This window comes from Streptomyces sp. NPDC017936 (genome assembly GCF_044328485.1).
In the GTDB taxonomy this organism is placed as follows: Bacteria; Actinomycetota; Actinomycetes; order Streptomycetales; family Streptomycetaceae; genus Streptomyces.
In genome coordinates this window covers 335,342-357,549 of sequence record NZ_JBIRHK010000004.1, presented here as the reverse complement: position 1 = coordinate 357,549, position 22,208 = coordinate 335,342, and the positions used below count along the sequence as shown (strand labels likewise).

Sequence of the window (22,208 nt, the reverse complement as noted above, 5' to 3'; positions counted from 1 at the left end):
GGGGGGGCGGGTTGGGGGGGCGGGGTTGCGGCGGCGGTCTGGGGGGGGGTCCCCCGGGGGGGTTTTTGTTTTTGTTGGCCCGTGGCGCCGGGGGCGCCGGCGGGCCCCGGCCGGGGGGGGGGGGGGGGGGGGCGCCGCACGGCCCACGAGTCCGAAAGCTGCCACTGAGATGCTGCGCTTCCTCCTCCGCCGGACCATCGGCTCGCTCGTGATCCTGGTCCTGCTGACCGTCCTCGCCTTCCTGCTCTTCTTCGGCATGCCCCGCGACCCGGCGCTGCTGATGTGCGGCAAGACGTGCACGCCCGGGGCACTGGAGAACATCCACCGCACGCTCGGCATCGACAAGTCGGTCCCCGAGCAGTTCTGGATCTTCCTGCAGGGGCTCGTCACGGGCCGGGACGACTTCGCCCAGGGGCCCTGCCCCGCCCCCTGCTTCGGCTACTCGTACCACACCAACGAACAGGTCTGGTCGACCCTGCTGGACCGGCTGCCGCTCACCGTCTCGCTCGCGTTCGGCGCCAGCGTCGTCTTCCTCCTCGTCGGGCTCGGCACCGGCATGCTGGCCGCCTGGCGGCGCGGGACGGTCGTCGACAAGACGTTCACCGCGGGGTCCATGGTGCTCAGCTCGATGCAGATCTACTTCCTGGGTCCGCTCGCGCTCGCCGTGCTGGTCTACCAGACGCACCTCTTCGACGAACCCCGGTACACCGACCTCACCGAGGATCCCGTCGCCTGGTTCACCGGGCTGGTCATCCCCTGGGTCGTCCTGTCCACCATCTTCGCCGCCCAGTACACCCGCATGGCCCGCTCCTCGATGATCGAACAGCTCCAGGAGGAGCACGTCCGCACCGCCCGCGCCAAGGGCATGAGCCGGCGGTACGTCTTCTTCCGCTACGCCTGGCGCGGTTCCCTCATCCCCCTCGTCACCATCCTCGGCATCGACCTCTCGTCCCTGCTGGGCGGCGCGATCATCACCGAGTACACCTTCGGACTGCCCGGACTCGGGCATCTGGCGGTGGAGTCGGTGCAGTTCAGCGACCTTCCGCTGCTGCTGGGCGTGATGCTCTTCGCCGCCGCCGTGATCCTGCTGTGCAACATCGTCGTCGACGCCCTGTACGCCGTGATCGACCCGCGCGTGCGGCTGTCCTAGCCCGCCGTTGAGGAGCACTGTCGTGACCACTGTGACCAAGGAGGCCGGCGCCCCCGTCCCGGCCGGCCCGGGCGGGTTCCTGTCCGTGCGGGACCTGCACGTCAGCTTCCGCACCGAGGACGGCGTCGTACGGGCCGTCGACGGGCTCTCCTTCGACCTGGAGCGGGGCCGCACGCTGGGCATCGTCGGGGAGTCCGGGTCGGGGAAGTCCGTCACCAACCTGACCGTCCTCGGCCTGCACAACCCGATGTTCACCACCGTCGAGGGCGAGATCCTGCTGGAAGGGCAGGAGCTGACCACGGCCCGCGAGGCGGAGCTGGAACGGCTGCGCGGCAACAAGGTCGCGATGATCTTCCAGGACCCGCTGACCGCGCTCTCCCCCTACTACACGGTGGGCCGGCAGATCGCCGAGCCCTACCGGAAGCACAAGGGGGCCTCGAAGAGGGCGGCCTGGGAGCGCGCGGTGGAGATGCTCGCCAAGGTCGGCATCCCCCACCCCCGGCAGCGGGCGAAGGACTACCCCCACCAGTTCTCCGGCGGCATGCGCCAGCGCGCGATGATCGCCATGGCCCTGGTCTGCGACCCCGACCTGCTGATCGCCGACGAGCCGACCACCGCGCTCGACGTGACCGTCCAGGCGCAGATCCTCGACCTGCTCAAGGACCTCCAGCGGGAGTTCGGCTCGGCGATCGTCTTCATCACGCACGACCTCGGGGTGATCGCCGAGATGGCCGACGACGTCATGGTGATGTACGCGGGCGGAGCGGTCGAACGCGGCTCGGTCGACGAGGTGCTGCGCGCCCCCCGGCATCCGTACACCTGGGGCCTGCTCAACTCCATGCCGCGCCTCGACTCCGACCCGGGCGCGCCCCTCGTGCCCATCCCGGGCACCCCGCCCTCGCTGCTCACCCCGCCCCCGGGCTGCCGCTTCCACCCCCGCTGCACCTTCCAGGACCGGGTGGGCGGCGGCCGGTGCGTCACCGAACGCCCGCTGCCGGGGCCGGACCGGTCCTCCGCGTGCCACCTCACGGCGGAGCAGAAGCGCACCCTTTTCATCGAAGAGATCAAGCCCCGGCTGGGCTGACGCCAGGAGGACACGTGACGAAAGAGGACCTCGTCCTGCCCGCTCCCCGCCGGGCCGCGGCCGGCGACGCCGGGGAACCGCTGCTGGAGGTGGCCGGGCTCACCAAGCACTTCCCGGTCAAGGGCGGCTTCCCGGTCCGGCGCACGGTCGGGCAGGTGCAGGCCGTGGACGGCATCGACCTGACCGTGCACGTCGGCGAGAGCTTCGGCCTGGTGGGGGAGTCGGGCTGCGGCAAGTCCACCACCGGCCGGCTGATCACCCGGCTGCTGGAGCCGACCGCCGGGACGATCACGTACCGGGGGCGGGACATCAGCCACGCCTCGCGCAAGCAGCTCGCTCCGGTCCGCTCCGAGATCCAGATGATCTTCCAGGACCCGTACTCGTCGCTGAACCCGCGGCAGACCGTCGGCAGGATCATCTCCGGGCCGATGGAGATCAACGACATCAACCCGGACGGCGGGCGCGAGAAGCGGGTGCGCGAGCTGCTGGAGATCGTCGGTCTCAACCCGGAGCACTACAACCGCTTCCCGCACGAGTTCTCCGGCGGCCAGCGCCAGCGCATCGGCGTCGCCCGCGCCCTGGCGCTCGAGCCCAAGCTGATCGTGGCCGACGAGCCGGTCTCCGCGCTCGACGTCTCCATCCAGGCGCAGGTCGTCAACCTGCTCCAGAAGGTCCAGCGCGAACTCGGCATCGCGTTCCTGTTCATCGCCCACGACCTGGCCGTCGTCCGGCACTTCTCGCAGCGCGTCGCCGTCATGTACCTCGGCAAGATCATCGAGGTCGGCGACCGGGACTCCCTCTACACCCGGCCCCGTCACCCGTACACCCACGCCCTGCTCTCCGCGGTCCCCGAGGCCCGCGTCACGGACGCGGAGGGCGCCCCCCGGGAGCGGATCCGGCTCGCCGGCGACGTGCCCTCGCCCATCAGCCCGCCGTCCGGCTGCCGTTTCCGCACCCGCTGCTGGAAGGCGCGGGACCTGTGCGCCGCGCAGGAGCCGCCGTTGGTCCGGATCACCGGCAACGCGGAGGGGCACCTGACGGCCTGTCACTTCCCGGAGGAACCGACGACCGAGGGGCGGGAGGAGGACATCGTGCTGGATCCGGCGCTGGCGGCGCTGGAGGAGGAGCAGACGTAGGCGGGGCGCCGGCGGCTGTGCCGGCACGGGCCGTGGGGGCGGGGCCCGCCGGCCTCCCGCGGCCGCCTAGCGCGGTGAGGTCCGCAGCGGCGCCGCCACCGTGATGATCTCCGGGCTCGTCGCCGTCAGCGGGCCCCGGTCCCAGTCGCCGTACTGCTCCACCACCCCGAGTCCGGCCCCGGCGAGGAAGCCGGACAACGCCTCGGGGGCCAGGAAGCGCAGGGTGGCCCGGCTCGACCGCGGCCGGTCCCAGCGGGCGGAGGCGAAGGTCTCGGTGAAGGTCACCCGGTCCCCGGCCGGTTCGCCCTCCACCTCGTGCCACACCCGCACGGCACGGCCCTCGGTGTCGGTGACCTCGCGGACCCGGTCCGGGGTCCACCCCTCCCAGGCGCGGGCGCCCGGGTGGCGCGTCTCGAAGACGAACCGTCCGCCGGCGCCCAGGGCGGCCCGCACGGCCAGCAGCGCGGCGCGCAGTTCCTCGTCGCCGAGGAGCACCTGGAAGGCGTGGCCCGTCATCACCACGAGGTCGAAGTCGCCGTCCCACAGGCGGGCGCGGAGATCACCGAGCACCCACTCCACACCGGGCGCCCGGCGGCGGGCCTGGACGAGCATCGCGGCCGCCGGGTCGAGTCCGACGAGCCGTCCCGGGTGACCGCCGGCGGCGGCCCGCGCGAGCAGCCGGCCCGTGCCGCAGCCGACGTCGAGGACCGTCCGCGCGGACATCACCAGGTCCAGATAGAAGTCGTCGTCCGGCCCCCACGGATTGATGCTGTCGTACAGCGCGGCGAGCGCGAGATCCGCGAACGAATGATCGACCACCGCGGCAGTCTGTCACACCCGGACGGGACGCGGCACAAGATCGACAGCTTCCCGATTCTCCCTCGACAACCGTGCCCGCGGCGGTACATGCTCCTGCGCGATGACGACGACCAGAACCGACGACATGCCCGCCGAGTGGGACGAGCGCACCCAGCTCACCACCTTCCTCGACTACGCCCGCGACACCGCACGCGCCAAGTGCGAGGGCCTCTCCGACGAGGACGCCCGCAGGGCGCCCCTGTCGACCTCGCCGCTGATGACTCCCGGCGGACTGATCAACCACCTGCGCTGGGTGGAGTACTACTGGTTCCAGGTGGTGTTCCTCGGCGAGGACGACGAGGGTCCCTGGACCGACGAGGACCCCGACCGCGAGATGCGCGTCGCCGCGGACTTCCCGCTCGCGCACCTGCTCGCGGAGTACGCCGAACAGGCCGAGCGCTACCGCGGGCTGGTCGCCGAGCACGACCTGGACGCCAGGGCGAAGCGGCCGGTGAGCGACGGCCGGCGGGTGGACCTGCGCTGGATCCTGCTGCACCTGATCGAGGAGACGGCCCGGCACAACGGCCACCTGGACATCCTGCGCGAACTCGTCGACGGCACCACCGGCGTCTAGCCGGGGAAGGCCCGGCGGCCCGGCCACCGGATGCGACCATCCGCCGAGGGGCCGTCGGGCGTGCGCCGAAAGACCGCTGAAAGACGAATGAAGGAGTCCGGAAAGGCGGCTCCGCCAAGGTGGTCGGTGCGGGGCGGGCGCCCGACGGGGGACGTGGGGCGCGCCCGCTCCGCCTCGCGGCCGGACCCGCTGTGGCCGGCGCGCTCCCGGAGCGCCGCGAGACGGAACGCGCGCCCCACCGGGCGGCGCGTCCCTTCCGCATGCCGGTCCGGCGTTGCCCGTCCGACGGCCCTGGACTACGTTCTGTGAATGCTCACCCCCCGGCTTCGGTTCCGTCTGCTCGGCCCTCTGGAAGTCGAGATCGAAGGGCGGGCCGTCGCGCTCACGGGCCGTCAGAGAGCCCTGTGCGCAGTCCTTTTGCTGCACGCCAATCACGTCGTGTCCGTCGACCGGCTGGTGCGTTCCCTGTGGGACGGCCGCCCGCCCGGCGCCGGCGCGGCCCGGGTGCGGGCCCTGGTCGCCGAGGTCCGGCGCGCCCTCGGACCCTCCGGACCGTCCCTGCTGGTCACCCGCCGGCCGGGCTACGTCATGCCCGCCCGCCCCGACGAACTCGACCTGCTCGCCTTCGAGGACCTCGTCCGGGACGGTTCGCTCGCCGCCGCCGCGGGCGACTGGACCACCGCCCGGGGCCTGGGGGAGCGGGCGCTCGCCCTGTGGCGGGGCGAGCCGCTGTCCGACCTGTCCGAGGCGGCCGTGGGGGCGGCCGAGCGGCAACGCCTGGGCGAACTGCACCTCGTGGCCCGTGAGGGCGTCGCGGAGGCCGAGATCGAGACCGGCCGGCACCGGCAGGCGATCGCCGAACTCCTCCGGCTGACCGCCGCCCATCCGCTGCGTGAGCGTCCGCACGCCCTGCTGATGCGCGCCCTGTCGCAGGACGGCCGCACCGCCGAGGCCCTGGAGCTGTACACGGCGCTGCGCCGCCGGACGGTGGACGAGCTGGGCATGGAGCCCTCGGACGAGATCCGCGCCCTGCACCAGCGGCTGCTGGGCGGCGGTCACCGGCCGGCGGCGTCCGGACCCGCGCGGGTCCCCGCCCCGACCGCCGCCGCGTCCCCCGCCCCCGATCCCGCTCCCGAGCGTCGCGTCCCCCGTCAACTCCCGCCCGCCCCGCGCCGGTTCGTCGGCCGCGCCGAGGAGCTCGACCGCCTCGACGACGGTCTGCGCACCGCCGAACCGCTCGCCCTGGTGGTGGGCCCGGCCGGCGTCGGCAAGAGCGCCCTGGCGCTGCACTGGGCGCACCGGGTCGCCGACCGCTTCCCCGACGGACAGCTCTTCCTCGATCTGCGCGGGTTCGACCACGCCGAGCCGATGACCCCCGAGGAGGCGCTCCCGCTGCTGCTCCAGGGGCTGGGCTGCGCGCCGCGCGACATCCCGCTCGGCCCGGAGGCGCAGACCGCGCTGTACCGGACGCTGATGGCGGACCGCCGGATGCTGGTGGTGCTGGACGACGCGGCCGACGCGGCCTCCGTACGGCGGCTGCTGCCCGCGTCCCAGGGCTCGCTGACGCTGGTGACCAGCCGCGACAAGCTCAGCGGGCTGGTCACGCTGGACGGGGCGTACCGGGTCACCTGCGACGTCCTCGACCACGCCACCGCCCTGGAGCTGATCAGCCGCGCGGTCGGCGCGGACGCCGTCGCCGCCGACCCGGAGGCCGCCGCCCGGCTGGTCGACCTCTGCGACCGCCTGCCCCTCGCCCTGTGCGTCGCCGGCTCCTGGATCGGCGACCGGCCCGGCAGCATCCGCGCCTACGTCCGCGACCTCGCCGACCGCGGCCGGCTGGCCCGGCTGCACGTCGAGGGCGAGGAGTCCGTCGCCGTACGGGCCGCGCTCGACCTGTCGTACGGGGTGCTGCCCGACGAGGCCCGCCGGGCCTTCCGCTCGCTCGGGCTGCTGCCCGGCACCGGCCGGTCGGTGGCGGCCGCCGCCGCCGGCGCCGGGCTCGACGAGCCGCACACGGCCGACCTGCTGCGGCTCGCCCAGCGGGTCCACCTGCTGCGGGACGTCGAGCACGGCCGCCCGGCCTGGCACGACCTCGTGCACGAGTACGCCCGCGACCGGGTCGCCGCCGAGGACGGACCGCGGGAGCGGGAGGCCGGAGTGATCCGCGTCCTCGACCACTACCTGCAGAGCGTCGTCAACGCGGCGGCGACCGCGGGCCTCTACGTCATGCGCGCCCGCCCCGACCCCGTCGAGGGCTCCCGGCCCCGGGAGTTCACCGGCACGGAGGAGGCGTACGCCTGGTTCGACGGCGAGTGGGACGACATCGCGGCCGCGATCGGCCACGCCGCCGAGAACGGGCCGGCGCGCTACACGTGGTGGCTGGTCGACGCCCTGCAGGACCTCTTCCACCACCGCCGTCCGCTCGCCGACTGGATGCGGCTGGCCACCCTCGCCCGCGAGGTCGCCGAACGCTCGGGCGACGAGCGGGGCCAGGCCGCGATGTGCATGTCCGTGGGCCACGCCCGCTGGCGCGACGGCGACCTGCGGGGGGCCCTCGTCGAGTACGAGGCGGCCGAGGGCCTGGCCCGCCGGGCCGGCTGGCGCTACGGCGAGGCGGCGAGCCTGCAGGGCAAGGGCGTCACCCTGAAACTGCTGGGCGAGCCGGTGCGCGCGCTGCCCTGCTACGACCGGGCGCTCCTGCTCTACCGCCGGCTGGGCAACGTCAAGAACGAAGAGATCATGCTGATCAACACGGCGTCCCTGAACCTCGCCCTGGGCCGCCTCCACGAGGCCGAGCAGGCGGCGACCACCGCCCTCGGACTGATCGGCGACCAGGTCCACCACAACCGTGCGATGGCCCTCGTCAACCTAGCGCTCGTCCGGCAGAAGCAGGCCCGTTTCGAGGAGGCGGCCGCCGCGCTGCGCACCTGCTTCAGCGTCTGCCGCGACTCCGGCTCGACCTACGCCGAGGCGGTCGCCCTGGAGGCCCTGGGCCGGGTGCGGGCCGACGCGGGCCAGGACGCCCGCGCCCTCCTCGCCTACGAGGACGCCCTCGCCGTCTCCCGGCGGGTGGGGAACCGCAACTGCCAGGTCGACGCCCTCGCCGGGCTCGCCGGCCTCAAGCTGCGCGCGGGCCGGGCGCGGGAGGCGGCCGACGACCTCGACGCCGCCTTCGAGACCGCCGAGCGCACCGGCCACCGCGCGGGCCTCGTCGAGGTCCTGCTGGAACGCGCCGCCCTGGCCCGCGCCCTCGGCCACCCCGCCGACGCCCTCGACCACCTGGACCGGGCCGCCCGGCTCGCGGCCGACGGCAACCCCCTGAACCTCCCGCGCGTCCGCATCGCCACCTCGGTGACGCTGCTGGAGACGGGGGAGCCCGAACGGGCCCGGGAGGCGGCCGAGGAGGCGGCCGCGCTGGCCCGCGACTCCGGCCAGCGCCTGCTGCACGCCCGCGCCGCCCTCGCGCTGGCCGACGCCCACCAGGCCCTGGACGGGGACGGGCCGGCCCGGACCGCCCGCGAGCGGGCCACGGCCCTCTTCGCGGAGATCGGCCTCCCACCCCGCGAACCGTCCCCCGCGCCCCACCACCGCCCCCGCGACCTCCCCCCGGACGCGGCCTCCCGCCTCACCCTCTACCTCACCGAACACTTCGACACCTGACCCCACCCGCACCACCGCCTCGGCCCGTACCGGCCGGACGCGATCACGGCGGCCCGCGCCTGCGGACGCGCCCGCCTCGGGGCGGGCCCGTCCGCACCACCGCCTCGGGCCCGTATCGGCCGGACGGGACCGCCTCTCGGCTGTCCCTGGCCGAGGCCCGGCCAGTAGGGACCCGGCCGTGCCGCGCCGGCCGAGTCGCGTCCCGCCGGATGCGCGCGGCCGGATGCGTCTCCAGCCGAGTCGCCCCCCGGACGCCCGCCCGACGCCGAGTCGCCCCCGGACGCGCCTCGGCCGGGTCGTGGCGGTGGGGTCAGGCCGCCGGTGCCGGGGTGGGCGGGCGCAGCAGCAGGTCCGGGGCGCCCGACAGGATCCGTTCGTGCAGGGCGCGCAGCTCCGGGCCCGGTTCGCAGCCCAGCAGGTCCGTCATGCGCAGGCGCAGCGTGCGGAAGCAGTCCAGCGCGTCGGCCTGCCGCCCGCCCCGGTACAGGGCGAGCATCAGCAGACCCGTGACCTTCTCGTCGAACGGGTGCATCTCGGCCAGCCAGTGCAACTGCGGCAGGCACTCCTCGTGACGGCCCGACCGCAGGTACAGCTCGGTGCTGCCGACCAGCGCCTCCCGGTGCTCCCGCCGCAGCGCCACCCGCGCGGACTCCGCCCACGCCGTGCGCACGTCGGACAGCGGCTCGCCCCGCCACAGGTCCAGGGCGCGGCCGTACAGGCCGAGGGCGGTGCCGGTCTCCCCGGCGCGCACGGCGTGCTGCGCCCGCCGGACCAGCGCACGGAACCGTGCGGTGTCCACGCGCTCCTCGTCGATCGCGAGGACGTACCCGCCGCGCCTGCGGGACAGCTCGAAGCCGTCGCCGTCGGGTCCGGCGGGACCCTCGGGCCGCAGCGCCTTGCGCAGCCGGGTGGCCTGGATGTACAGCGCGTCCCGCGGATGCTGCGGCCTGCGCTCCGGCCACACCCGCTCGATCAGCGCCTCGTCCGACACGAACGTGTTGGGGGCCCAGGCCAGCGCCGTCAGGAGCAGCCGTGTGCCGTGCGGAAGCGGCAGCCTGTCGCCGGAGCGGGTGCGTGCCTCGACGCAGCCCAGCAGGTGAATGTGCATGGCGTTCCCCGTAACCCGTTCCTGAACCACTGGAGACACCACTGTGCTCGCCCGGTGTTCGGCTGCCGCACGGATCGTGCACGGACGGCGGGGACGGGACCCGGGGACGGGAGAAGGCCCGCGCTGGGTGGGCGCGGGCCTTCGTTCCCCTGGACCGGACGTTCATGGGCTCGGGTCAATGGGCCGAGAAAGTCCGCTCCGGAAGGGGGCGGCTGACGGAACCGGGGTGTGTCAGGCCGCCGCCTCGGGGTCCTTGGCGAGACGCGGAGCCGGCACGGTGGCCTCGGTGTCCGCCGTCTCGGGGTAGTGGCAGGCCGTCAGGTGGCCGGGCTTGTTGCCCTCGACCTGGACCAGCGGCGGGGCCTCGGTCGCGCACTTCTCCGTCGCCTTCCAGCAGCGGGTGCGGAAGCGGCAGCCGGAGGGCGGGTTGATGGGCGAGGGCACGTCACCGGTCAGGCGGATGCGCTCACGGGCCGGCGCGTTCTCGTCCTGCACCGTGGCCTCGGGCACGGCGGACAGCAGCGCCCGGGTGTACGGGTGGCGCGGGTTGCCGTACAGGTCGTCGCGGTCGGCGATCTCCACGATCTTGCCGAGGTACATGACGGCGACGCGCTGCGAGAAGTGCCGGACGACGGCCAGGTCGTGGGCGATGAAGACGAACGCGATGCCGAGTTCGCGCTGGACCTTCTGGAGCAGGTTGACGACCTGCGCCTGGATGGAGACGTCGAGCGCGGAGACCGGCTCGTCGGCCACGATCAGCTTGGGCTCGAGCGCCAGGGCGCGGGCGACGCCGATGCGCTGGCGCTGGCCGCCGGAGAACTCGTGCGGGAAGCGGTTGTAGTGCTCCGGGTTGAGACCGACGATCTCCAGCAGCTCGCGCACCCGCTTCTCGCGCCCGCCGTCCGGGTTGATGTCGTTGATCTCCATCGGCCCGGAGATGATCTTGCCGACGGTCTGCCGCGGGTTCAGCGAGGCGTACGGGTCCTGGAAGATCATCTGGATCTCGGAGCGGACCGGAGCCAGCTCCTTGCGGCCGGCGTGGGTGATGTCCCTGCCCTGGTACGTGATCGTGCCGCCGGTGGGCTCCAGCAGACGCGTGATCAGCCGCCCGGTCGTCGACTTGCCGCAGCCGGACTCGCCGACCAGGCCGAGGCTCTCGCCCTCGTGGACCTGGAAGTCCAGCCCGTCCACCGCCTGCACGGCGCCGACCGTGCGCCGGATCGGGAAGCCGCCCTTGATCGGGAAGTGCTTGGTGAGCCCGGAGACGTCCAGGAGGGGAGTGGTGCTGCTCATGGTGGTGAAATCCCGTCTCTTGTACGTCAGTTGGCCGTGCTGCCGGCGAGGTCGCCGAAGTACTCGCGGCGCTGGTCGGCAGTCAGGTGGCAGGCGCTGCCGCGCCCGTCCACGAGCTTCAGGAGCGGCCGCTCCGTGGAGCACAGCTCCCCGTCGACCTTGTCGGCGAAGGCGCAGCGCGGGTGGAAGCGGCAGCCCGACGGCGGGTTCAGCAGCGAGGGCGGCGACCCCGGGATCGGGTTGAGCGGCACGTCCACCGGGTGGTCCAGGCTCGGCATGGAGCTGAGCAGGCCCACGGTGTAGGGGTGCTGCGGGTCGCGCAGCACCTCCTCCTTCGTGCCGCGCTCCACGCACCGGCCGCCGTACATCACGAGCACGTCGTCGGCGATGTCGGCGATCACGCCCAGGTCGTGCGTGATGAAGATGATCGCGGTGCCGAACTCCCGCTGGAGGTCCTTGAGCAGGTCCAGGATCTGGGCCTGGACCGTCACGTCGAGGGCGGTCGTCGGCTCGTCGGCGATCAGCAGCTCCGGGTCGCAGACCAGCGCCATGGCGATCATCGCGCGCTGGCGCATGCCGCCGGAGAACTGGTGCGGGTAGTCGTCCACCCGGACGTCCGGCTGGGGGATCCCGACCCGCCGCAGCATCTCGATCGCCCGCTCCCGGGCCTCCTTCTTGGAGGCGCCGGTGTGCTTGCGGTACGTCTCGCCGATCTGGGTGCCGATGGTGTGGTACGGCGACAGCGAGGCCAGCGCGTCCTGGAAGATCATGGACATCTTGTTGCCGCGCAGCCGCTCGAGCTCCTTCTCGGTGGCGGTGAGCAGCTGCTTGCCGTCCAGCAGGATCTCGCCGTCGATCGTGGTGCGGTGCGGGTCGTGCAGGCCGAGGATCGTCAGGTTGGTGACGGACTTGCCGGATCCCGACTCACCCACGATGCCGAGCGTCTGGCCCTTGGCGAGGTCGAAGGAGAGCCCGTCGACGGCCTTGACGGTGCCGTCCTCGGTGGAGAAGTGGACCTGAAGGTCCCTGACGGAGAGGAAGGGCTGCGGATCGGTGCTCGTCACGGGGGACGCTCCTGGGGGGTGATGCGAGAGGTCGGGGGTGGGCGGAGGTCAGGCGAGCCGGATCCGCGGGTCGATGAGCGCGTAGACGGCATCGACGATGATGTTGAGGAACACGATCGCGCCCGCCGCGAGGACGGTCACGCCCAGCAGCATCGGCAGGTCGCTCTGGTCCACCGACGCCACCGCGAGCCGGCCGATGCCCGGCAGGCTGAAGGTCGACTCGGTGATGATCGCGCCGCCGATCAGCGTGCCCAGGTCGATGCCGAACACCGTGACGATGGGACCCATCGCTCCCCGCCAGGCGAACCGGAAGAAGACGTTCGACCGGGACAGGCCCTTGGCCCGGGCCGTGCGGACGTAGTCCTCGCTCAGCTGCTCGACCAGCTGGGAGCGGGTCATACGGGTGTAGTTGGCGGTGAAGATGATGGCGAGGACCAGCCAGGGCAGCAGCAGCCCGGAGAACCAGGCGACCGGGTCGTCCGTCAGCGGGGTCCACTGCGGCTGGTCGAGCCACCCGAGCTTCGCGACGAAGAAGAACATCGCGATGTAGCCGATGAAGTAGATCTGCAGCGAGGAGCCGAGCAGCGAGACCGAGCTGGCGAACTTGTCCAGGAACTGGCCCTGCTTGAGGGCGGCGACCATGCCCGCGCCGATGCCGAGGACCAGGAAGACCACGGCCGCGCCGAAGGCGAGCGACAGGGTGGTCGGCAGCCGGTCCATGATCGTGTCGAAGACCGGGACGTTGTTGGCGAACGAGTAGCCGAAGCAGGGGGCGTCGCAGTGCCCGAAGCCGGTGTAGTCGCGGCCGACGAAGATGCCCTTCAACCAGTACCAGTACTGCACCGGGATGGAGTGGTCGATGCCCAGGTTCTTCCGGATCTGCGCGAGTGCCTCCGGCGTGCAGTTCTTGCCGCAGGACATCATGGCGGGGTCACGCGGCACGGCATAGAAGAGCCAGAAGGTGATGGCGCTGATGATCAACAGGATGACCAGCGCGCCGGTGACTCGGCGGACAAGGAAGCGGAACATGAGGCGTGACTTTCCGGACGGGGCGCCGTCGCCGGGGACAAGTAGAGGGGGGTGGGCCGCAGGGGGCGGCCATGTGGATGACCGCCCCCGTGTGGTCGTGCGCGCTTACTTCTTGGCGTAGAGCTTGCAGAGCGCGACGCAGGTGTTGGCGTTGTCCCACAGGACGTTGCCGACCTTGGATCCGTACAGGTAGTTACGGATCTTGTGGTAGTCCGGGACGACCGCGGCCAGCTGCAGGATCATCTTGTCGACGTTGCCCCAGGCCTTGTTGGCCTCCTCCACGTCCGCGATCTGGGCCGCCGCGTCGATCGCCTTGTTGACGCCCGGGTCGTTCAGCTGCGCGTAGTTGCTGCGGCCGTCGCCGATGTTCTTGCCGTGCCAGGTCGGGCGGAACTCCGAGTAGCCGTTCGGCCAGTCCGGGCTCCAGCCGGCGGCGAACAGGTCGAACCCGTTGTCGATCTTGCCGATCTGCGTGTAGAAGGTCGACTTGTCGACCTGCTTGTTGACGACCGTGAAGCCGGCCTCCTCCAGCGCGTTCTTGATCGCGACGGCGACCTTCACCTGGGTGTCCGACTGCTGGTAGGCGATGACCAGCTTCTGGCCGACCTTGCCGGCCTCCTTCAGCAGGGCCTTGGCCTTCTCGGGGTTGCCGCCCGGCTTCTTGTCGACGCCGTACAGGTCGAACTTGGTGTAGCCGGGGGTCACCGGGCTGAAGATCGTGGTGGCGATCTCCGTGGTGGCCGGGCCGCCCTGGATGGTCTGGATCTGCTGGTGCGGCCAGGCGTAGTTGATGGCCTGGCGGACCTTGAGGTCCGTGACGCGGGTCATGTTGATCGGCCAGTAGTAGGTGGCCGTGTCGACCGCGGTGAGGACGCGCTTCTTCAGGTCGGCGTTGGTGAGCACCTGGGCGATGCGCTCGGGCGCGACCTCGTTGAAGATCGGCACCGCGTACTGGTCGTTGCCCTTGTCCGCGATCCAGCGGTCGGTCGACGCCAGCAGCTCGTAGCCCATCTGGAAGACGTACTTGTCCGGGTAGGCGTTGCGGATCGAGTCGGTCTTCGGGTCCCAGTGCTCGTTGCGCACGAAGGTCATCGACTTGCCGATGCTGCGGCTCTCGATCTTGTACGGGCCGCAGGAGAACGGACGCTTGTCGTACTTCTCCTTGGTGTCCTGCTTCTTGGGCACCAGGGAGTAACCGCGCATCGCGAGCGTGTAGTTGAAGTCGACGCGGGCTTCCTTGAGGCGGAAGGTGACGGTCTTGCCGTCGACCTCGATGGAGCTGAGGCTCTTGCCCTCGTAGGGGCCCTTGTACGTGTCGCCGCCCTCGAGGAAGTCCTGGACGTAGCGCGGGCCCTCGGTGACGAAGGTGGCGAAGAGGCGCTCGAAGGTGTGGCGGACGTCGTCCATGGAGACGTCCGAGCCGTCCTCCCACTTGACGCCGTCCTTGATGGTGAAGGACCAGGTCTTGCCGCCGTCCTTCATCGTGCCGGCGTCGGTCGCGACGTCGCCGACCAGGGTGGCGTTGCCCTTGTCGTCCAGCTTGTAGCCGGTCAGACCACGCATGACCGGCACGGTGATGGCGGCCTCGGTCGAGACGTAGATCTGCGCCGGGTCCATGTGGTCCATGTCGAACTGCTGGAGCGAGTAGATCGTCCCGCCCTTGACCGCGCCCTTGACCTCGGGAGCCGGACCGGTGGAGTCGGCCTTGGTGCCCACCGGGATCTCGATCGTCTTGGAGCCGGTGACCTTGGGGGCCTTGTCCTGCGAGGAGCCCCCCTCGTTACCGCTGCTGCAGGCGCTCAGCACCGAGGTCGACGCCGCGGCGACGCCGGTGGCGATGAGGAAGTTTCTGCGCGAGAAGGACATCGCAATCCTGCCTTCGAAAGTGAGTGATGAGAGGGATCCGGCACCCCGGCGCCGTTGCCGTGGTCCTGAAAAGGGCCGGAGTCAGCGCTTGGACTTCGGGTCGAGTGCGTCTCGCACCGAGTCACCGAGGAGGTTGAACGCGAGCACGAAGATCACCATGGACAGGCCCGGGAAGAGCATGAAGGTGAGGTCCTCGGTGTAGAACTGGGCGCCTCGCTGGATCATGACGCCCCAGTCCGGCGTCGGGTCGATCATGCCGACACCGAGGAAGGCGAGGCCCGCCTCCGCGGTCACGTAGGCCGGGAGCATCAGCGTGGACTGGATGATGATCGGCGTCCACAGGTTGGGCAGGAGTTCCTTGAAGACGATACGCCGCGGTGATGCGCCCGTGACCTTGGCGGCCTCGACGAACTCCCGCTCGCGCAGGCTGAGGACCTGGCCGCGCAGCAGCCGGGCGATGGAGGCCCAGCCGAAGGCGGACAGGACGAGGATCAGGGCGGTGGCCCGCAGCCAGGTCGGGATGTTCTCGTCGGGTGCGACGAAGAGGCCGAAGACGACCGGCATGAAGGCGATGAAGAAGAGGGTGGACGGGAACGACAGGAGGATGTCGATGACCCGGCCCACGAGGTAGTCGGTCTTGCCGCCGAGGTAGCCCGCGGTGACGCCGATGACCACGCCGAGGAGGGTGGTGAGCAGGGTGGCGGCGACCGCGAGACCCAGGGAGGTGCGGATCGCGTAGAGCAGGAACGTGAAGACGTCACGGCCCAGCTGGGGCTCGATGCCGAACCAGAACTCCGAGCTCATGCCGCCGTTGGGGCCGGCCGGGTAGGAGAACATGTTGAGCAGCTCGGGCCGCTTGCTGGCGTACGTGGTGTACGGGTCCTTGCCGTACAGCGTCGCTATGAGCGGAGCGGCGAGCGCGATCACGAAGAAGAAGATCACGATGCACGCCGATATGACGCCCGTGCGGTCCCGCTTGAAGCGGGTCCACGCCAGCCGTCCGGGCGAGCGGCTCTCGTTGCCCTGAGAGGTGGAGGGCGAAGGCGACTGCGCGACGCTCTCGTCGGTCACCTCTAGCGGGGCAGCCGCTGATGGAGTTGGGGGGGTCATGGTGCTCCTGGCCCAAGGGAGGGTCTGATGACTCCGCAGGGCACTCCCCTACGGGCTACGCGGGACTTTTTCAACGCAATTCGTTCAAGGTCAATAAATTCTGGTCCGCCTTGGCTTTCTCTTTACCTTCTTTGTCGGGTCTTTACCATTCTGTAGCTACGCGTGTAGCGCGCCGTAATCGTTTCGTGTCCATATTCGGGCCAACTGGGCGAAACGGACAACGAGTTCGATAACCGGACGCCGGGGTGTCGGAATGCGTACACCTCCGGGTCGCAATCCAACGGTTCGGCAACGGATCCCGTCGATCCGTTGCGTCTCGCCGCGAAGATCCATTGTGGCCTGCGTAGAAGATCCTTTTCGACCCCCTGACAGGTACCTGCACGGAGGGGGGTGCGGGGTCCGGGCGTCGCTCCAACGGCCGCCGGACGAGCGCCGGACGGACGCGGTGCGTGTGCGTTATGCCCCGTCACCGTTGATATTGGCCGATAACGGAGTGATCAGGTAAAGGCGCGGTCAACGAGGAGGCATCCATGAGAGGAGCCACGCACGCCCGGTGGGCCGTCTGCGCGGCGGCCGTGACGCTCGCGGCGACGGGCTGCGCGGGCGCGGGCGGCGCCGGCGCCGACACCACGGCGGTGCTCAGCTCCTCCTGGGCGGATCCGCAGAACCCGCTGGAGCCCGCCAACACCAACGAGGTGCAGGGCGGCAAGGTGCTGGACATGATCTTCCGGAACCTGAAGAGGTACGACCCGGAGACCGGCAAGGCCGAGGACATGCTCGCCGAGAGGATCGAGACCTCGGACGCCCGGAACTACACGATCACCGTCAAGGACGGCTGGACGTTCAGCAATGGCGAGAAAGTGACGTCGAAATCCTTCGTCGACGCCTGGAACTACGGCGCGAGCCTGGAGAACGGCCAGAAGAACGCCTACTTCTTCCAGTACATCGAGGGCTACGACAAGACCCACCCGAGCGGCGGCAAGCAGAGCGCCGACACCCTCTCCGGTCTGAAGGTCGTCGACGACCGCACCTTCACGGTCCGGCTGAGCCAGAAGTTCTCGGGCTTCCCCGACACCCTCGGCTACAACGCCTTCGCCCCGCTGCCCCGGGCCTTCTTCACCGACCACGCCGGCTGGCTGCGCAAACCCGTCGGGAACGGCCCCTACGTGATCGAGTCCTACACCAAGGGCTCCCAGATGGAACTGAGGACCTGGCAGGACTACCCCGGCCCGGACAAGGCGCGCAACGGCGGGGTGACCCTGAAGGTCTACACCGACAACAACACCGCCTACACCGACCTGATGGCCGGCAACCTCGACCTCGTCGACGACGTGCCCGCCTCCCAGCTCAAGAACGTCAAGAACGACCTGGGCGACCGCTACCTCAACACCCCGGCCGGCATCATCCAGACCCTGGCCTTCCCCTACTACGACCCGCGGTGGAACACGCCGGGCTCCGCCAAGGTCCGCACCGGCCTGTCCCGGGCGATCGACCGCGAGCAGATCACCCGGACGATCTTCCAGAACACCCGCACCCCCGCCACCGACTGGACCTCCCCGGTGCTGGGCGCGGACGGCGGCTACAAGGCAGGCCTGTGCGGGGACGCCTGCGAGTACGACCCGGCCGCCGCGCGCAAGCTCATCGAGGAGGGCGGCGGCCTCCCCGGCGGCCGGCTCACGATCACCTACAACGCGGACAGCGGCTCCCACAAGCAGTGGGTCGACGCCGTCTGCAACTCCATCAACAACGCCCTCGGCAAGGACGAGGCCTGCGTCGGCAACCCGGTCGGCACCTTCGCCGACTTCCGCAACAAGATCGCCCAGCGGAAGCTGAGCGGCCCCTTCCGGGCGGGCTGGCAGATGGACTACCCCCTCATCCAGAACTTCCTCCAGCCGCTCTACTACACCAACGCCTCCTCCAACGACGGCAAGTGGTCCGACGAGGAGTTCGACCGGCTCGTCGACGAGGCCAACGCCGGCCAGGGAGTGGAGACGTTCCAGCGGGCGGAGGAGGTCGTCCGCGACAACATGGCCGCCATCCCGCTCTGGTACCAGAACGGCAGCGCGGGCTACTCGCAGCGGCTGTCCGACGTGCGGCTCAACGCGTTCTCCGTCCCCGTCTACGACGAGATCAAGGTCAGCTGACCCGCCATGGGGCGGTATGTGATCCGGCGCCTGGTCCAGATGGTCCCGGTGTTCGCCGGCGCCACGCTGCTGATCTTCCTGATGGTGAACGTGATGGGCGACCCCGTCGCGGGACTGTGCGGCGACCGGCAGTGCGACCCGGCCACCGCCGCCCGGCTGAGGACCGAGTTCGGCCTCGACCAGCCGGTCTGGCGGCAGTACCTGACCTACATGGGGAACGTCTTCACCGGCGACTTCGGCACGGCGTTCAACGGCCAGCCGGTGACCGAGCTGATGTCGACGGCGTTCCCCGTCACCGTCCGGCTGACCCTCGTCGCCGTCCTCTTCGAGACCGTCATCGGCGTCACCCTGGGCGTCGTCACCGGACTGCGCCGGGGCCGCCCGGTCGACACCGGCGTCCTGCTGGTCACCCTCGTCGTCATCTCCGTCCCCACCTTCGTCACCGGCCTGCTGCTCCAACTGCTGCTCGGCGTCGAGTGGGGATGGATCAAGCCGTCCGTGTCCCCGGCGGCGACCCTCGGCGAGCTGGTCGTCCCCGGCCTGGTGCTGGCCTCCGTCTCCCTCGCCTACGTCACCCGCCTGACCCGCACCTCCCTCGCGGAGAACAGGCGCTCCGACTACGTCCGCACCGCCGTCGCCAAGGGCCTGCCCCGGCGCCGGGTCGTCACCCGGCACCTGCTGCGCAACTCCCTGATCCCGGTCGTCACCTTCATCGGCACCGACATCGGCGCCCTGATGGGCGGCGCGATCGTCACCGAGCGCATCTTCAACATCCACGGCGTCGGCTTCCAGCTCTACCAGGGCATCCTCCGCCAGAACACCCAGACCGTCGTCGGCTTCGTGACCGTCCTCGTCCTGGTCTTCCTGGTGGCCAACCTGCTCGTCGACCTCCTGTACGCCGTACTCGACCCGAGGATCCGCTATGCCTGAGCAGCCGTACGACCTCGACGGCGCCCTCGCCGGCGGCGGCGCGGGCGAGCTCGCCGTGAGCGGGGGGACGGTTCAGGAACGGGCGCCGGCCGGACCGGAGGGCGCGGGCGCGGAGACGCGGGCCGAGCCCCGCTCCCTGTGGTCCGACGCCTGGCGGGACCTGCGGCGCAACCCCGTCTTCGTCGTCTCCGCCCTGGTCATCCTCTTCCTGGTCCTCATCTCGCTGTGGCCCTCGCTGATCGCCCCCGGCTCCCCGCTCAGGTGCGACCTCGCCAAGGCCCAGGAGGGCCCCGGGCCCGGCCATCCCTTCGGCTTCGACGGCCAGGGCTGCGACGTCTACACCCGCACCGTCCACGGCGCCCGGACGTCCGTCACCGTCGGCGTCCTGGCCACCCTCGGGGTCGCCGTCCTCGGCAGCGTGCTCGGCGGGCTCGCCGGGTACTTCGGCGGATTCGGGGACGCGGTCCTGTCCCGGATCGGCGACGTCTTCTTCGCGATCCCGGTCGTCCTCGGCGGCCTGGTCCTCCTCTCGGTCATGACCAGCGACACGGTCTGGCCGGTCATCGGGTTCATGGTGCTGCTCGGCTGGCCCCAGATCTCCCGCATCGCCCGCGGCTCGGTCATCACCACCCGGCAGAACGACTACGTCCAGGCGGCCCGCGCCCTGGGCGCCTCCCACTCCCGCGTCCTGCTGCGGCACATCGCGCCCAACGCCGTCGCCCCGCTGATCGTCGTGGCGACCATCGCGCTCGGCACGTACATCGCGCTGGAGGCGACCCTGTCCTACCTCGGCGTCGGCCTGAAGCCGCCCACCGTCTCCTGGGGCATCGACATCTCCGCCGCCTCCCCCTACGTCCGCAACGCCCCGCACGCCCTGCTGTGGCCCTCCGGCGCGCTCGCGGTCACCGTCTTCGCGTTCATCATGCTCGGCGACGCGGTACGCGACGCCCTCGACCCGAAGCTGAGGTGACGGCCGGATGCTGCTCGAAGTACACGACCTGCACGTCGAGTTCCGCACCCGCGACGGCGTCGCCCGCGCCGTCAACGGCGTCGGCCTCGGCGTGGACGCGGGCGAGACCCTCGCCGTGCTCGGCGAGTCCGGCTCCGGCAAGTCCGTCACCGCCCAGGCGGTCATGGGCATCCTCGACACGCCGCCCGGCCGGATCACCGCCGGCCGGATCCTCTTCCGGGGCCGGGACCTGCTGACGCTCCGGGAGGAGGAGCGCCGCCGGGTCCGGGGCGCCGGCATGGCGATGATCTTCCAGGACGCGCTGTCCGCCCTGAACCCCGTGCTCCGGGTGGGCGACCAGCTCGGCGAGATGTTCGTCGTGCACCGGGGCCTGTCGAGGAAGGAGGCGCGGGCGCGGGCGGTCGAGCTGATGGACCGGGTGCGCATCCCGGCCGCGCGGGAGCGCGCCGGGGACTACCCGCACCAGTTCTCCGGCGGCATGCGCCAGCGCATCATGATCGCGATGGCGATCGCCCTCGAGCCGGCGCTCGTCATCGCCGACGAGCCGACCACCGCCCTCGACGTCACCGTCCAGGCCCAGATCATGGACCTGCTCGCGGAGCTGCGGCGCGAGTACCGCATGGGCCTGATTCTCATCACCCACGACCTGGGCGTGGTCGCCGACGTCGCCGACCGCATCGCCGTGATGTACGCGGGCCGGATCGTCGAGTCCGCGCCCGTGCACGACCTCTACAAGGCGCCCGCCCACCCCTACACCCGGGGCCTGCTGGACTCCATCCCGCGCCTGGACCGCAAGGGCCGGGAGCTGCACGCCATCAGCGGTATGCCGCCCAGCCTCCTGGCCGTCCCGCCCGGCTGCGCCTTCCACCCGCGCTGCCCGATGGCCCGGGACGTGTGCCGGACGGACGTGCCGCCCCTGCACGCCGTGGACGAGGACCGGGGCAGCGCCTGCCACTTCTGGAGGGAGTGCCTCCATGGCTAGCCCCGCGACGGCCGAGCCGGTCCTCGAGGTGAGCGGGCTCGTCAAGCACTACCCGCTCACCCGGGGCGTCCTCGTCAGGAAGCGGATCGGCGAGGTCCGCGCCGTCGACGGCGTCGACCTCGCGCTCGGCCGGGGCGAGACCCTGGGGATCGTGGGGGAGTCGGGCTGCGGCAAGTCCACGGTGGCGAAGCTGCTGGTCCACCTGGAGAGGCCGACCGCGGGACGGATCCGCTACCGGGGCGAGGACATCACCGAACTGTCCGGCAGGGCCCTCAAGGCCGTCCGCCGCAACATCCAGATGGTCTTCCAGGACCCGTACACCTCCCTCAACCCCCGGATGACGGTGGGGGACATCGTCGGGGAGCCCTACGAGATCCACCCGGAGGCGGCGCCGAAGGGCGACCGGCGCAAGCGGGTGCGGGAACTGCTGGAGGTCGTCGGCCTCAACCCCGAGCACGTCAACCGCTACCCGCACCAGTTCTCCGGCGGCCAGCGCCAGCGCATCGGCATCGCCCGCGGGCTCGCCCTGCGCCCGGAGGTGATCGTCGCCGACGAGCCGGTCTCCGCGCTGGACGTCTCGGTCCAGGCCCAGGTCGTCAACCTCCTCGACCGGCTGCAGAGCGAGTTCGCGCTGTCGTACCTCTTCATCGCGCACGACCTGTCGATCGTGCGGCACATCTCCGACCGGGTCGGGGTGATGTACCTCGGGCGGATCGTGGAGACGGGCACCGACACCGAGATCTACGAGCACCCCACGCACCCCTACACCCAGGCGCTGCTGTCCGCGGTGCCCGTGCCGGACCCCCGGGCGCGGGAACACCGGGAGCGGATCCTCCTCTCGGGGGACGTGCCCTCCCCGACGAACGTCCCCTCCGGCTGCCGCTTCCGCACGCGCTGCTGGAAGGCGCGGGAGCGCTGCGCGCGGGAGGTGCCGGCGCTCGCCGTCCCGGAGGGCTTCCGGGGGGAGAGCGACCCCGCGGCCCACGACTCGGCGTGCCACTTCGCCGAGGTGCTGCCGGCCGGCGGCTCCGCCCCGCGGCGGGCCGACCCGCCCGGCGAGCCCCCGCGGGAGCGGGGCGATCACCACGACGAGCGCGCATAACAGCGCATTTGTGCAGCAACCGCGTTAACACGCAGGCAACTTGGCCGACCCCGTTCCGATATACGGACGCGTCAGGCTGAACAGCGTACGGCCGTGCGGGTGCCGTGAACGGGCCGGGGCGCGCCATGTCGCCCCGGCCCGTTGCCGT

Annotated in this window: 17 protein-coding genes; 10 read left to right on the top strand and 7 right to left on the bottom strand. The window is 71.4% G+C overall.

Annotated elements, in window-relative coordinates; genetic code table 11:
• Positions 1-169 precede the first annotated feature (169 nt).
• Genes ACH4F6_RS11050 through ACH4F6_RS11040 form a run of 3 tightly spaced genes read left to right on the top strand, consistent with a single transcriptional unit; the run spans position 170 to position 3,370 of the window.
• A complete protein-coding gene (locus ACH4F6_RS11050; RefSeq protein WP_397959687.1) occupies positions 170-1,150 on the top strand; it encodes an ABC transporter permease in 981 nt (326 codons plus the stop codon).
• A 22-nt stretch (positions 1,151-1,172) separates the two neighbouring features.
• A complete protein-coding gene (locus tag ACH4F6_RS11045) occupies positions 1,173-2,234 on the top strand; it encodes an ABC transporter ATP-binding protein (RefSeq protein ID WP_397959685.1) in 1,062 nt (353 codons plus the stop codon).
• 14 nt (positions 2,235-2,248) lie between these two features.
• On the top strand, positions 2,249-3,370 hold the full coding sequence (locus tag ACH4F6_RS11040; protein WP_397959684.1) for an ABC transporter ATP-binding protein: 1,122 nt from the start codon (positions 2,249-2,251) through the stop codon (positions 3,368-3,370).
• Positions 3,371-3,436: 66 nt separating this feature from the next.
• Here ACH4F6_RS11040 and ACH4F6_RS11035 read toward each other — a convergent pair whose 3' ends face one another.
• Positions 3,437-4,189 (bottom strand): class I SAM-dependent methyltransferase, encoded by a 753-nt coding sequence (locus ACH4F6_RS11035; protein WP_397959682.1) that lies wholly within the window; start codon positions 4,187-4,189, stop codon positions 3,437-3,439.
• Positions 4,190-4,289: 100 nt separating this feature from the next.
• On the opposite strand from ACH4F6_RS11035, the gene ACH4F6_RS11030 reads away from it, so the two are divergent.
• Positions 4,290-4,802 (top strand): DinB family protein, encoded by a 513-nt coding sequence (locus tag ACH4F6_RS11030; protein WP_397959681.1) that lies wholly within the window; start codon positions 4,290-4,292, stop codon positions 4,800-4,802.
• Positions 4,803-5,111: 309 nt separating this feature from the next.
• Positions 5,112-8,462: a BTAD domain-containing putative transcriptional regulator gene (locus ACH4F6_RS11025; protein ID WP_397959680.1), complete on the top strand. Its 3,351-nt coding sequence runs from the start codon at positions 5,112-5,114 to the stop codon at positions 8,460-8,462.
• Between the two features lie 310 nt (positions 8,463-8,772).
• Here ACH4F6_RS11025 and ACH4F6_RS11020 read toward each other — a convergent pair whose 3' ends face one another.
• The 6 genes from ACH4F6_RS11020 to ACH4F6_RS10995 all read right to left on the bottom strand — a co-directional run bounded on the left by ACH4F6_RS11020 (position 8,773) and on the right by ACH4F6_RS10995 (position 15,893).
• Complete coding sequence (locus ACH4F6_RS11020) at positions 8,773-9,570, bottom strand: BTAD domain-containing putative transcriptional regulator (protein WP_397959679.1); 798 nt, start codon at positions 9,568-9,570, stop codon at positions 8,773-8,775.
• Between the two features lie 231 nt (positions 9,571-9,801).
• Positions 9,802-10,863, bottom strand: coding sequence for an ABC transporter ATP-binding protein (locus ACH4F6_RS11015; protein WP_397959678.1), 1,062 nt, complete (start codon positions 10,861-10,863; stop codon positions 9,802-9,804).
• 26 nt (positions 10,864-10,889) lie between these two features.
• Entirely contained in the window at positions 10,890-11,927 is a 1,038-nt protein-coding gene (locus ACH4F6_RS11010; RefSeq protein WP_397959677.1) for an ABC transporter ATP-binding protein, read from the bottom strand.
• Positions 11,928-11,975: 48 nt separating this feature from the next.
• Positions 11,976-12,956 carry an ABC transporter permease gene (locus ACH4F6_RS11005; RefSeq protein ID WP_397959675.1) on the bottom strand — a complete coding sequence of 327 codons (981 nt, stop codon included), beginning with the start codon at positions 12,954-12,956 and terminating at the stop codon, positions 11,976-11,978.
• Between the two features lie 105 nt (positions 12,957-13,061).
• Positions 13,062-14,822, bottom strand: coding sequence for an ABC transporter substrate-binding protein (locus ACH4F6_RS11000; protein ID WP_397959673.1), 1,761 nt, complete (start codon positions 14,820-14,822; stop codon positions 13,062-13,064).
• A gap of 81 nt (positions 14,823-14,903) precedes the next feature.
• The gene (locus ACH4F6_RS10995; protein ID WP_397959671.1) at positions 14,904-15,893 is read right to left on the bottom strand and encodes an ABC transporter permease; all 990 of its coding nucleotides are present in this window, start codon (positions 15,891-15,893) and stop codon (positions 14,904-14,906) included.
• 569 nt (positions 15,894-16,462) lie between these two features.
• Between ACH4F6_RS10995 and ACH4F6_RS10990 the strand changes: the two genes are divergently transcribed.
• The 5 genes from ACH4F6_RS10990 to ACH4F6_RS10970 are packed head-to-tail and all read left to right on the top strand — an operon-like array spanning position 16,463 to position 22,060.
• Entirely contained in the window at positions 16,463-18,076 is a 1,614-nt protein-coding gene (locus ACH4F6_RS10990) for an ABC transporter substrate-binding protein (RefSeq protein ID WP_397959669.1), read from the top strand.
• A 6-nt stretch (positions 18,077-18,082) separates the two neighbouring features.
• Complete coding sequence (locus ACH4F6_RS10985) at positions 18,083-19,006, top strand: ABC transporter permease (protein ID WP_397959667.1); 924 nt, start codon at positions 18,083-18,085, stop codon at positions 19,004-19,006.
• Positions 18,999-19,976, top strand: a complete 978-nt coding sequence (locus ACH4F6_RS10980) for an ABC transporter permease (protein WP_397959664.1) — start codon at positions 18,999-19,001, stop codon at positions 19,974-19,976. Before ACH4F6_RS10985 ends, ACH4F6_RS10980 begins: the two co-directional genes overlap by 8 nt.
• Positions 19,977-19,983: 7 nt before the next feature.
• The gene (locus tag ACH4F6_RS10975; RefSeq protein WP_397959662.1) at positions 19,984-20,958 is read left to right on the top strand and encodes an ABC transporter ATP-binding protein; all 975 of its coding nucleotides are present in this window, start codon (positions 19,984-19,986) and stop codon (positions 20,956-20,958) included.
• Positions 20,951-22,060 (top strand): ABC transporter ATP-binding protein, encoded by a 1,110-nt coding sequence (locus ACH4F6_RS10970; RefSeq protein WP_397959660.1) that lies wholly within the window; start codon positions 20,951-20,953, stop codon positions 22,058-22,060. The genes ACH4F6_RS10975 and ACH4F6_RS10970 overlap by 8 nt, the downstream gene beginning before the upstream one ends.
• Positions 22,061-22,208: the final 148 nt, after the last annotated feature.